This window comes from Ruminococcus sp. RTP21484sp1_RTP21281st1_A8_RTP21281_210402 (assembly GCF_040914025.1).
Classification (GTDB): domain Bacteria; phylum Bacillota; class Clostridia; order Lachnospirales; family Lachnospiraceae; genus Blautia_A; species Blautia_A faecis.
The window spans coordinates 1-12126 of record NZ_JBCPGE010000019.1; the positions used below are offsets into that span (position 1 = coordinate 1).

Here is a 12126-nt window from a genome sequence, read left to right on the forward strand (position 1 = left end):
GTTGCGCCGGCGAGTGAGTAATACACATTGTCCAAATGCGTCCGCATTGAAGAACTTTTAATCAACTAAATAGCAATTATATTGTCTGGCTCGGCGCGGTGCCAAATTGTTTTTTATAGGCCCGGGAGAAGGTGGTATAGTCGGAGAAGCCGCTTAACTGGGCGGCCTTCAGGATGGGGGTGCCTTCGGAAATTTTTGTGCGGGCGAGAAGAAGGCGCTTGCTAATGATGTAGTTGTGGATGGTGTAACCGGTTTCCTCCTTGAATTTCCGCATCATGTGATACTTGCTCAGGTAGTATTTCCGCGCAAGGGTTTCAATGGAAAGATCTTCCGTAAGGTTGTGGTTAATATAACGGAGAAGCTCTTCTATCTGGGAATCACTGCTGTAGGAGCGAGCGTCGTAAATGTACTGCTTTTCCAGAAAAATGCGGTTTACATAAACCATGAACTGGGTAAAAAGAGCTGAGCCAAGAAGCTCGCTTCCAAATTTTTTGTCTTTCAGGGCAGCTTCCAGTTCGTAGAGAAGCTGCTTTAATTTTTCCTGAGTGTCAGAGTCCAGACGGATTAGATTGTAACTCCGGTCAATCGCCTTCTGAAAACAGCGGAGCAGTTCTGTGGATTTGATGTCGTTGCGGATCCATAGTACAAAACGTTCGTATGGAACCGAAAAATCAATTTCAGGTTTGTGGATGGCGTGACGGTTCACGAGGAGAATGTCCCAGGGCTTCAGGTAGTAGGACTTTCCCTCAATGTGGTAGGCTGCCTTTCCGGAAAGAAAGATGATCACCTTGTGAAAATCATGATAATGGTAGGAAAATTCCCGCTTGGTTTGGTCCTTGATGTGAAAAAGCCGGAAATCCTGCTCCAGATAGCCGGTTTTTTCAGTTGGCTCATTGAAAGAATTCATATGTTATGGCTCCTGTTTTAACTATAGTGTGTATGGAACCGCAAACTTTGTTTGCAGCTACGTTTGCGTAGCGTCATAATTCAATTCTGCGCTTGAAATATGACTTTATTATAAATGAAATACCGCATTTTTTGCAATATATTTCGCAAGTTATTCTATGTACATGGGAAAAATAAACGCTATACTGGATATAAGATGTGATTTGAGAAAAAAGATCACGGGCGTTTCGTCAGAAAGGAATTGAAAACAATGAGAGACAGCATTATCATGACAAAATATCAGGGCTTTGGAAATGATTATCTGGTACTGGATGCGAAGAAAAACCAGCTTCAGCTGCAGGGCAAAAAAGTTGCGCTTCTTTGCCAGCGGGGGTTCGGACTTGGAGCGGATGGTGTGCTTTACGGACCAGTTGACATTAACGGAAAAATGGGAATGCATATTTTTAATTCCGATGGAAGTGAAGCTGCAATCAGTGGAAACGGTGTCTGTATTTTTGCAAAATATCTTATGGACAATGAGTATGTTACAGAGAAAAAATTTGCCATTGAGACTTTATCCGGAACAATCGAAGTAGAGTGTCTGAATGCCAGAGCGACAGAGTTCCGCGTAAATATGGGCAAAGCCTCTTTCCTTTCCAGAGAGATTCCGGTAACTGGCGAGGTGCGTGAGGTGATCGATGAGCCATTTACATTTAACAAGAAAGAATACAAGGCAACTTGTCTCACAGTAGGAAATCCACACTGCATTATTTTCATGGATCAGGTATCTCAGGAAAAAGTAAGAGAGCTGGGGCCATATGTGGAAAATGCAGATGAGTTCCCGGAAAGAGTGAACCTGCAGATCTGCCGCCAGATTGATAAAGGAAATCTGGATATCGAGATCTGGGAGCGTGGCTCCGGTTACACAAAAGCTTCCGGTACAGGAAGCTGTGCAGCAGCCATTGCAGCCTACCGAAAAGGTCTGATGGAAAACAGAATCAATGTAAACCAGCCAGGTGGTATGATCCAGATCGACATTAAAGAAGATGGAACTATTTTTATGACAGGAACTGTTGGATATATTGCAGAGATGAGCGTGGCTGAAAGCTTTTTCTCATAGAAAGAAAATATGGTGTATGGCGCATCCAAACGGCCGTGTCTGTGTAGCAAAACGGCTGTTCTAAAACGTATTTGTGACCGCCAGAGGGCGCAAAATGCAGATATGGCAGAAAAGATAAATAAAAATGAAATTTAAAGGCTGCCAAAGGGAAATGATACACAGTATAATTTTTGTGCATCGCGTAGGAAGGCGGTGCAGCAGATGAAAAATCAGACAAGTCAATATGGCAGTTGCTTAATTTTCAATGTAGGAGAATCCAGGTATAGAAGTAAGAAGACTTCCGTGCCTGGATTCTTTTTTGCTGCAAATGGGGGGATGATGTCTGTAAGCGATATCATTATGCCTAAAGAGAGGAAAGCATTTTTTATATAAAATATGGAGACGGAATCAGCATGTTGATATACGAAACAGCCCCTCTTGTTGATAAAAAAAGTGCAATGTCTAAACTAAAAATAGATAGACATTTCTAACACAATTCTGTAAAATAAACAAAGATTAGAAAACACTAATAATAGTTAAACAAGGAGGAAGAGAATGGCTGACAAAAAGTTATTAAGAAAAATTGCTCCGATCATTATGAGTGCAGCTGTAGCGATGACCAGTTCACCGGTTGGAGTTATGGCAGAGGACTTTATTTCTGGAGAAGTAGCTGTTGAGGTATCTGAGGAGACTACATATGGTTCTGATGAGATTTCAGACGACTATGACGAATCATCAGAGGCTGACGATTCAGCAGATTTTGCTACAGACACAGAGGATGGTTTTGAGTCTGGAGAAGCCGCAGAAGAGGAGTCTGGATTCGAGGATGGTGAAACCGGAGACACAGAAGATGCTTTTTTAGCAGACACTGAGGGCGAAACCAACAATGAAGCGGGAGCTTTGAAAACAGTGGAGGATGGTCAGATCGTACTGATGAACATTCCCTATGAAGCTTTTTACAGATCTGAGTTGAAAAACAATGATGTAAAAGTAGATGCATTTACATCCGCGACGAAAGCAAAAACAAAGATGAGCGGCGTGATGAATGGAAATGCTGCTTATCATACAAGCGCGGAAGGAAATGAACTTGCAGGTGTTACTTTTCCGGTAAAAGTGAATAAAGCTTCTGATTTGGAAAATTTTAAACAGATTACAGACAGCACTACTATAGAGATTACTACGAACATGAAAGGCCAGGTAAGTACTAATACATATACTGGTGCAGCGGCTCTTATTGAACAGCCAAGCTATACTTATTATGTTCCGGCAGAAACTCCTGCATATTACAAGGAAATGAGCGTAGATGAGAACGGAAATATTTCTTTTGGCGCTGTTCAGGGAATGTCCGAACAGAATGTTAGTGTGAATGCTGAATTAAAGCTTAATTCCAAATATGGAGATTATCAGCTTGAGCTGGATGAGACAGCAGTAAAGGCAGTAGTAAATGCATCTAATGGTGATAAGATTTATGGTGTAATCATCAATACAACAGACGGAACCACTTATGCACTCCGTCATCTTGAGAATATCTGGAAAGGAAAAGAACTTGCATGGAGCACCGGCTTTACAACAGAATCTCACGGTTGCCCAATAAGCTCTGACCACTACAAATCCATGATGGGAAAAACTATTTCCAGCGTAACGTACTATACGGATAAGGGGGAAATTAATTTTGATATTCCAGATACTTATGTTCCGGTAAAAACAGGTGTCAGTGCAACCGTTGACAACATCAAGGTAACAGATGCAGAGGTTAAAGTTGAATTATCTGAAGCACTTCCATCTGATTATTCAAAGAAATATGCAGTTGATGATGTGGAAGCAGCGACAACAGAGACAGGAGTAAAGGTTACAAATCTTACACCTGGAACACATACTCTGACAATTTCCGATGCAAATGGAAAATATGCTCCTGTCAGCGCTACTTTTACAGCAACAACAGATACTGTAATGGCTTCCTATGATGAGTATGAAGGAAAACTGGTTGCTGCGGCAGATATTACCGCTGAGCAGTTTGTTGCATTTACCAAAACAGTTTCAAAAGTAAAAATTGGTGACCAAGAGTATGCTGCAAGCGGAAAAGGTGCTGTGAAGATTGTTCAGGAGGATGGAACTCTTGATTATTCTAAAACAGCTGTAAACGATGGAGATACAGTAGTTGTAAGTGCTGCCGGATACCCAGATGTAACATTTGTTTACAACGAAAACGTATATGTATACGCAGGTCTTACATGGGCTGAGTACTGGGCTTCCGAGGATGTATACAATGCAGGCTCCACAGCTTCTTCTGAAGAAAAAGACAGAAGAGGTGAGTCAGACCTTGGAGCATTTGATGCTGTAACAAGAGCAACTGCAAACCATGGCCTTCACAGAGGAAGCTTCCAGGCAATCGCGGTTCTTAATGGAAAAACAGTTTCCCACTGGAGCGCAGACGGAAAAACAGTTTATTATGCCGATGGAACATCAGAAGTATTTAACCGGAACAATGTAACCGGATATACCGTAACTGGACTGAAATATGTACCGGTTGAGATTAAGAGAGCTGACCTTGCTGCTTTTGCAGAAAGCCATACAATTGTAAAAAATGGCGGACAGCTGATCGGCGGTTATGGCGAGAAAGAACTGAAATCCTATGAAGCTGTTGCAAATGTAACTGCAAATACAAATGGTTTGAAAAAAGTTACAAAAGCTGAAGACGGAAGCTTTGTAATCGGAGCAAGACAGAACGGAACTGAGTCTGGTATCAAAGATGCAGAGCTGAAAGTGGCAGACGGAATTACAGCAACTGTAAAACCTGGAAATGGTTCTTATGGTGAGTTCCTGAGAGTTGACCTGACTGGAAACTATGGCGATCTTGGTGCACATATGCAGTCTGTTGAGTGGGCATATTATGGAAATGATTCCACTTATACAAACAGACTTGCAAACTATGGAACAAAATTTGCAGCTGATAACTGGATGCATAAAATGATGGGTATCCAGCTTGGTCTTACAGAATCTGGAAGATGCAAGCTTCCGGAAGGAACTGACGGAACTGGTTACTGGATCCTTACTGTTCATGCCCTTGGATACCAGGATTACGTTGTAAAATTCCAGGCAACAGCTGAGAATATTGCAAAACCTGCAGGTGATGCAGATTCCACGCCACTGGAAAACATTATCGCAGAAGCAAAAGCCCTGAACGAGGCTGATTATACTCCGGAGAGCTGGGCTGCTGCAAAAGACAGCATTGCAAATGAGCTTGAAGAGTGCGAGGAAATGCTTGCAAATATTAAGAATCAGACAACTTATGGCGTAGAAGAGCAGATCGGACATTTAAGAGAAGCTCTCAACATGCTTGTAAAGGCTCCGGCTCCAACCGCAACACCGGCACAGCCGACTGCAACACCAGCCCCGGCACAGCCAACTGCAGCACCTGCACAGCCAACTGCAACTCCGGCACCGACTGCAGCACCGGCCAAAGGAATTACAGCAACTGCAAAAGCTTCCACAATTTACACCAAAGGAAAAACATCTACAACCATTACGGTTGTAAAAAATGATGTAACTGGAAAAGTTAAATTTACATCCAGCAACAAGAAAGTAGCTACTGTTTCTTCCAAAGGCGTTGTAAAAGCGAAAAAAGCGGGAAAGACAACCATTACGGTAAAGGTTGGAAATTACACTAAGAAGGTAGTAATCCAGGTTAAGAAACCTTCTCTGAAGCTTGCAAAATCTTCTGCAACAATCAAGAAAGGCAAAACAGTAAAAATCAAAGCAACCGCAACACCATCCGGAAAAGTAACATACAAGTCCAGCAACAAGAAAGTAGCGACTGTTACTGCAAAAGGTGTTGTAAAAGGTAAGAAGAAAGGTACTGCAACCATCACTGTTACAAGTAATGGAGTATCTAAGAAATTCAAAGTAAAAGTAAAATAATGATTACAAAGCTTTTACGATAACAAATAATACTTGTGCAAAAACAAGGCAAAGGAACGGGGGCCGTTTTTAACAGCCCCTGCTTTTGCTTGTAAAAAGAAACTTATTTTGCTACATATTTTAACAGGAGACAGCATGAAAAAACGAGACAGTGATAAGAATCCTTTTGAAAAAAAGAATCTGGTGAAACTTGCTCCAGCAGCAGTGGTTATTGCGGCTGTGGCTGCAGCAGGTGCTCAGGCTGGCAGCAGTGGAAAAGAAGTGACTGCTGAAACCAGAGAGGTTGTAAAATCCCAGGATCTGGAATCGCTTCTGAAAACAGCCTATTCCTATGAGGCAGCAGATGACGAGGCAAAAGAGGAGAGTCTGCTGAAAGCAGGCAAAAATACATCATCATCTTCAAAGAAAAAAACCTCCAAAATTTCAAAGAAAAAAAGTGGTATAAAAAAAGGAAGCTCAAAGACCCTTCCAGTAAAAACGGCTGCATCTTCAGGGGTAGGTCAGGGCTCCACCACTACACCAACTACAGAAGTTCCGGAAGGCGGCTATAAAGATGGAACTTATCAGGGCAGCGGTACTGGCTTTGGAGGAACGATTACCGTACAGGTAACTGTATCAGGTGGGAAAATCACAGCTGTTGATATATTGAGTGCCTCTGGAGAAACAGGCTCTTATTTTGCCTCTGCACAGGGCGTTGTAAGTAAGGTTTTATCAAGCCAGTCCCCGAATGTGGATGCAGTCAGCGGTGCAACTTATTCCTCAAACGGGATTATCCAGGCAGTACAGAATGCCCTTTCACAGGCAGGAAACAGTGATTCTGCCACACCGGCTGCCACACCAACTCCAACGCCAACGCCAAAACCTGCAAAGAAACCGAAGAAAGATACTTCTGTCAGCTATAAAGATGGCGTATATGAGGGACAGGCAGAAGGCTTTGATGGAATCGTAACGGTAAAGGTTACAATAAAAAATGGAAAAATCAAAAAAATAAGCAACACAAATACAGACACACCTGAATTTTTTAATAAAGCATGGAAAACAATCAAGTCCAATGTGATTTCCAGACAGAGTACTTCTGAAATTGATACTGTAAGTGGTGCAACATTTTCTTCCAATGGAATTCTCGGAGCTTTATCCCAGGCTCTTTCAAAGGCTGATCAATCAGGAACTACAGACTCAAAGGAAGAAGATATAACTCCAACCCCGACTACTGTACCTGATGAAACTGTAACACCAATTCCAACGGAGATTCCACATCCTACCAAGACTCCGGATAATCCGTCAGATGAACAGCCGGTTGTAAAGCTTTTGAAAGATGGTACCTATACAGGGTCTGCAATGGGATATTCTGGAAAGGTTAACATAACACTGACAATTAAAGACGGAAAAATTACGGAAGTAACCAATACAAACTCAGATACCAGAAGCTTTTTCAATAAGGCATGGAGATCCATACAGCCTAAAATACTGGAAAAGCAGAGTACAGAAGGAATTGACACTGTAAGTGGTGCAACATTTTCTTCTATGGGAATTCTGGATGCGTCCAAAATAGCATTGGAGCAGGCAAAAAATACAGAGGTACAGCCTTCAGTAACGCCAGAGCCCACTGAGGCGCCGGATTCCACCGAGAAGCCAGAACCCACAAATACGCCAAAGCCGACTTCTGTTCCGGAACCAACGACTGCACCGGAGCCTACAGCTGTACCAGAGCCTACTGAAACGCCAGCGCCAACTTCTGCACCGGAACCGACGGATACACCGGAGAATTCTGTGACGCCGGAACCGACAGCTACGCCAGAACCCACGCCTGTGCCTGCTGGTGCATATACAGATGGAACCTACACTGGCATTGGAGAAGGCAATGACGGACCAGACAGTGTACAGGTTACCGTAACAATATCCGGAGGACAGATTGTGGGAGCAACTTATTTTTCCTATGATGATGAAGAATATGCAGATACAGCCTGGGAGGGAATTCTTGGACAGGTTATGGGAAAGCAGTCCGCAGACAGTGTAGATACAGTATCTGGATGCACATATTCCTCCCAGGGATTTATTCAGGCATTTAGAAATGCATTAAATCAGGCAAAAGGAGCATAACCCATGAAATACCAGAGTTTTATTATGAGAGTTTTATGTCTGCTTCTGATCGTTGGTGTCGTTCTCGGCTACAACTCCATGCAGAAAAAAGATAGTGATACCGAAAAAGACCAGCAGATCGCCAGTCTGACAACCAGAGTGGAGGCCTTGGAAAAACAGCAGGATGAGATATTAAGTGCCCTTGAAGAGGCTGCAAAAGCGCAGGAAGAGGCGAAGAAAAAGGCAGAAGAGGAAGCGAAGAATCAGAAAGCCCAGACGGAAGAAGCGGCTTCCGGGGATGCTTCCGAGGACACGAAAAAAGATGACAAGAATACAGATGAGACAGAGGCTGAGGACGCTTCTTCTGAGGAAGAAAGTGAAGATCTTGTCTACAAAAACGGAACCTACACAGGAGACGGCCAGGGCTTTGGCGGCAATATCCAGGTTCAGGTTACACTTGAAAATGACACGATTACAGACATTCAGGTGGTAAGTGCACCAGGCGAAGACTCTGCATACCTTTCCCAGGGACAGGGCGTGATCAGTACCATTTTGGCTGCCCAGAGTACAGATGTTGACACCATTTCCGGAGCAACCTTCAGTTCCACTGGAATTATCAACGCTGTAAATGATGCATTTGGAAAGGCGGAAAATCAATGAAAAAGAGACAGAGAAAAATCCGGCTGATCCGTGCCGGCATCCAGCTTCTGTTTTTCATTTTTGCTCCGGCACTTTTTTCCACAGCATTCGCAGGCGTGAAGTCCGTTTTTCAGGCAATCGCAGCACATCAAGCAATCAGCTGGAATTCCTTTCTGGATGTGACTGCCGTGCTGCTGGTGGTAACCTGCCTGTTCGGACGGCATTTCTGCGGATATGCCTGCGCATTTGGTTCCCTTGGGGATGCATTGTACGAGCTGACTGTGTTTATCCGCCAGAAGGTTTTTCATAAAAAAGGCCGTCACGGATACTCAGAAAAAGCCATCCGCATTTTGCAGAAGGTGAAATATATCTGGCTTCTGGTGCTTCTTGTATCTATCCTTACCGGCTGGTACAGCAAGCTTCAGGGCATGAGCCCATGGGATGTGTTTTCCATGCTCACCGCTGGCAGACTTCCCGGTGCTGCCTACAAGGTGGGGATTGTGCTGCTGATTCTGCTCATGATCGGAATGTGCACTCAGGAAAGATTTTTCTGCCAGTTCCTCTGCCCAATGGGCGCAATTTTTGCTATAATGCCTATAGCGCCTTCTGCACTGTTCAATCGTGACAGAAGCACCTGTCCGGCGAAATGCGGAGCCTGCAAAAAACGCTGCCCTGCTCATCTGGACATTGACGGTGATACCTCTCTCTCCGGAGAATGTATCTGCTGCCACGCCTGCCAGGGAATCTGCCCGAAGAGGAACATCCGGATCGGGATTCCGAAGGCGAAAGATGAGAGCCTTTTTTATGCTATAGGAAATTCCGTTGGAATTCCCTATAGCATAAAAAGCCCTGCCGGGCAGGATCGCACTGCGGCGGAAAGGTAGATGTCGCTTATAGCGACCCGCCGCAGGCGGAGAATCCTGCAAAGCAGGATTCTTTCTTGAACACGCGCTGGAAAAAGATGGGCGAAAGCTATTGGAAAATAAGAGAAAATAAAATCAGAAAGAACAGGATATGAGTAAAAAAAGAAGTAAAGTAAGATTTCAGAATGAAGTCGATTTAATTAAGGTACATTATAAAAAGCAGTCCAGAGGTCAATCACTTACCTGCTTGGATATGTTTAATGGGAGAAGGAATTTGAGAAAGAGAAGTGTGGCAGGAATCCTCTGCGGCAGCCTGCTTCTCACTGTCATTTCCGCTACAGTACTGGGAAAAACAACTACAGTTGTTTATGCATCTGACATAGAAAAATACACCAACGCAGATTTCGCAATGGACACGGTAGTTTCCGAAACCCTTTATACCTCAGGCAAGGACATCAACACTCAGATTGGCGAAAAGCTCCGCGAAATGGAAACCACCCTCCTTTCCTGGACAGAGGAAAACTCCCAGATTTCCCAGCTGAACAATGCTGAGGGCAAGACCATGGAAGTCTCTGATGATCTTGTCGCCGACCTTGAGAAAATCCGCCAACTGTCCCAGGATTCCGACGGTGTTTTTGACCCCACCCTTGGAAAGATCATCCGCCTGTGGAACATTGACGGCGAGAATCCTCATGTCCCGGACCAGTCCGAAATTGACACTCTTCTTCCCGAAGTGGGCTACGAGAAAATTCAGGTGGACGGAAACAATGTAACCCTTCTTGATGGCTGTACCCTGGATCTTGGTGCTGTTGGAAAAGGCATGGGCTGTGACCAGATCATGGATTACCTGCAAACCCAGCCAGACGTCGTCGGTATGATCCTGAACCTTGGCGGCAGCAGTGTCATGACCTACGGCGAAAAGCCCGACGGCTCCTCCTGGAAAGTAGCCCTTACCGATCCCCGTGACACGGAAGGCGACTATCTTGGAGCCATCACCCTGGACGCCAACCAGTTCCTTTCCACCTCCGGCGACTACGAAAAATACTTCATAGAAGATGGAATTCGCTACCACCACATTCTGGATCCAAAGACCGGCTATCCTGTACAGAACGGTCTCACCTCCGTCACCATCGTCTGCGACCAGGGTTACCTGGCCGACGGCCTCTCCACTGCCTGCTTCGTCCTGGGTCTGGACGCCGCGAAACCTCTTTTAGAGAAATATGATGCAGAAGCCGTATTCGTAGATGAAGACAAAAATGTGTATGTGACAAGTGGATTGATGGATAAATTCGAATTAATGAAAGACGGATACACAGTAAACGAAGCGTAAGTTGTCCATGATAGATTCATAGAAAATGATAGCTTACGGAATAACGAAAAGAGCTCCAGAGGATAGTCAAAAACTATCGTCAGGAGCTCTTTTTCAATCAACAGCATTTGGGCTGAATATATTCCTAAGCGGGGCATTCAAGGCGCGCCTTTAATGGAGCGGAGATCCACTGCTTACGAAGACTTAACATCGAAGGCTCTCCTGAGATGTTTAGTCGCAGTTAGCAGTTAGCTCCGCGGAATGTTGCGCCTCCCCGCGTGGAATATATTCAGCCCAGATGCGTACGGTGGTAACATATTACGGAATCCTCTTAAGCACTTCCTTCGTCAGCACTCCAATCAGCAGTCCTGTAATCACTCCCGACACCATCAGCGCCGGAGCATAATAATACAACAGTCCCACCGTATGCGTTGCCGGAATCGCCACCAGCAGCTGACCGATGTTATGGGAAACGCCACCAGCCACACTTACACCCAGCTGCCCGAATCCAATCTTATTTTTCACAAAAACCATCACAATCAAACTAAGGGTCGCCCCCGCCAGGCTATACATAATACTGGAGCCGCTTCCAAACATAAAACCGATAATAAAAATTCTCACAATGGAAACCAGCGCCGCTTCTTTCCACGTATACCTCTCCAGCACAAAAAGCACCGCCAGATTTGCAAGCCCTAGTTTCATTCCCGGAATTCCCGCAAAAAACGGAATCAACGATTCCACATACCCGAAAATAATGGCAATGGCTGCAAACAGCCCAAGATACGCTGTCTTTTTCTGATTCATCACTTACACCACTGCGTCAAATCCACTTTCGGAATCCTGTGAATCTGAATCGCCCTCTCCCTGAATGACTACTCTGTTTGGCAGGCACACAATATATCCGCCTGCACTGCCCACTGCCGGCTGCTTCATGCAAAGATGATCCGGGCAGTCCGCCTCTGTCATCTTTACCTCGCCGTCCTTAATTTCACACACATTGGTATCCCCAATCTGGATCACCTGATCCTCCGCCAGTGAATAAGTCCCATAAAGTTCCCCATCCACCGTAATCTGGATCGACCCATGAGTTCCATGTGGAACCGCATAAACAAAAATACAAAGCACCACTGAAATAACCAATAGTGCACCAATAAATACCGCTTCTTTCTTCTTCAAAAATGATACCTCTTCATTAATAGCTTTAACCAAAATCATCATATCATAGAACCATGTTCCACAAACGAACCATTAGTTTATGATATAAGAAATACAGAGATTTTTCAACCTATTCTAAAATCCATTTTTGAGAAAAAATCGCAACAGAGAGAATGCCT

10 protein-coding genes are annotated in these 12126 nt (G+C 44.4%); 7 read left to right on the forward strand and 3 right to left on the reverse strand.

Translation table 11 applies throughout. The features are described from left to right. Positions 1-76: 76 nt before the first annotated feature. A complete protein-coding gene (locus AB5170_RS10610) occupies positions 77-907 on the reverse strand; it encodes an AraC family transcriptional regulator (protein ID WP_173771558.1) in 831 nt (276 codons plus the stop codon). A gap of 249 nt (positions 908-1156) precedes the next feature. On the opposite strand from AB5170_RS10610, the gene dapF reads away from it, so the two are divergent. The 7 genes from dapF (at position 1157) to AB5170_RS10645 (ending at position 10813) form a co-directional block, all read left to right on the forward strand. Further along, positions 1157-2005, forward strand: coding sequence for a diaminopimelate epimerase (gene dapF / locus AB5170_RS10615; protein ID WP_173735272.1), 849 nt, complete (start codon positions 1157-1159; stop codon positions 2003-2005). Positions 2006-2206: 201 nt separating this feature from the next. After that, positions 2207-2377, forward strand: a complete 171-nt coding sequence (locus AB5170_RS10620) for a hypothetical protein (RefSeq protein ID WP_173735271.1) — start codon at positions 2207-2209, stop codon at positions 2375-2377. Between the two features lie 162 nt (positions 2378-2539). Beyond that, on the forward strand, positions 2540-5902 hold the full coding sequence (locus AB5170_RS10625; RefSeq protein ID WP_227198924.1) for a penicillin-binding Tp47 domain C-containing protein: 3363 nt from the start codon (positions 2540-2542) through the stop codon (positions 5900-5902). A gap of 135 nt (positions 5903-6037) precedes the next feature. Then, positions 6038-8002 (forward strand): FMN-binding protein, encoded by a 1965-nt coding sequence (locus AB5170_RS10630; protein WP_195379611.1) that lies wholly within the window; start codon positions 6038-6040, stop codon positions 8000-8002. A 3-nt stretch (positions 8003-8005) separates the two neighbouring features. After that, positions 8006-8641, forward strand: a complete 636-nt coding sequence (locus AB5170_RS10635; protein WP_195379612.1) for an FMN-binding protein — start codon at positions 8006-8008, stop codon at positions 8639-8641. Continuing rightward, positions 8638-9504, forward strand: coding sequence for a 4Fe-4S binding protein (locus tag AB5170_RS10640; protein ID WP_195379613.1), 867 nt, complete (start codon positions 8638-8640; stop codon positions 9502-9504). The genes AB5170_RS10635 and AB5170_RS10640 overlap by 4 nt, the downstream gene beginning before the upstream one ends. A gap of 253 nt (positions 9505-9757) precedes the next feature. Continuing rightward, entirely contained in the window at positions 9758-10813 is a 1056-nt protein-coding gene (locus tag AB5170_RS10645) for an FAD:protein FMN transferase (RefSeq protein ID WP_227198925.1), read from the forward strand. 297 nt (positions 10814-11110) lie between these two features. Here the strand turns inward: AB5170_RS10645 and AB5170_RS10650 are convergent, their stop codons facing one another. Then, a complete protein-coding gene (locus AB5170_RS10650; protein ID WP_148461028.1) occupies positions 11111-11596 on the reverse strand; it encodes a Gx transporter family protein in 486 nt (161 codons plus the stop codon). A gap of 3 nt (positions 11597-11599) precedes the next feature. After that, positions 11600-11968, reverse strand: coding sequence for a NusG domain II-containing protein (locus AB5170_RS10655; RefSeq protein WP_226815079.1), 369 nt, complete (start codon positions 11966-11968; stop codon positions 11600-11602). Between the last annotated feature and the right edge of the window lie 158 nt (positions 11969-12126).

What these genes read in the sequence shown, in the direction of transcription:
- AB5170_RS10640 (WP_195379613.1), top strand. Translation starts at nt 8,638, where the DNA reads ATGAAAAAGAGACAGAGAAAAATCCGGCTGATCCGTGCCGGCATCCAG.
- dapF (WP_173735272.1), top strand. Translation starts at nt 1,157, where the DNA reads ATGAGAGACAGCATTATCATGACAAAATATCAGGGCTTTGGAAATGAT.
- AB5170_RS10620 (WP_173735271.1), top strand. Translation starts at nt 2,207, where the DNA reads ATGAAAAATCAGACAAGTCAATATGGCAGTTGCTTAATTTTCAATGTA.
- AB5170_RS10625 (WP_227198924.1), top strand. Translation starts at nt 2,540, where the DNA reads ATGGCTGACAAAAAGTTATTAAGAAAAATTGCTCCGATCATTATGAGT.
- AB5170_RS10630 (WP_195379611.1), top strand. Translation starts at nt 6,038, where the DNA reads ATGAAAAAACGAGACAGTGATAAGAATCCTTTTGAAAAAAAGAATCTG.
- AB5170_RS10610 (WP_173771558.1), bottom strand. Translation starts at nt 907, where the DNA reads ATGAATTCTTTCAATGAGCCAACTGAAAAAACCGGCTATCTGGAGCAG.
- AB5170_RS10635 (WP_195379612.1), top strand. Translation starts at nt 8,006, where the DNA reads ATGAAATACCAGAGTTTTATTATGAGAGTTTTATGTCTGCTTCTGATC.
- AB5170_RS10650 (WP_148461028.1), bottom strand. Translation starts at nt 11,596, where the DNA reads ATGAATCAGAAAAAGACAGCGTATCTTGGGCTGTTTGCAGCCATTGCC.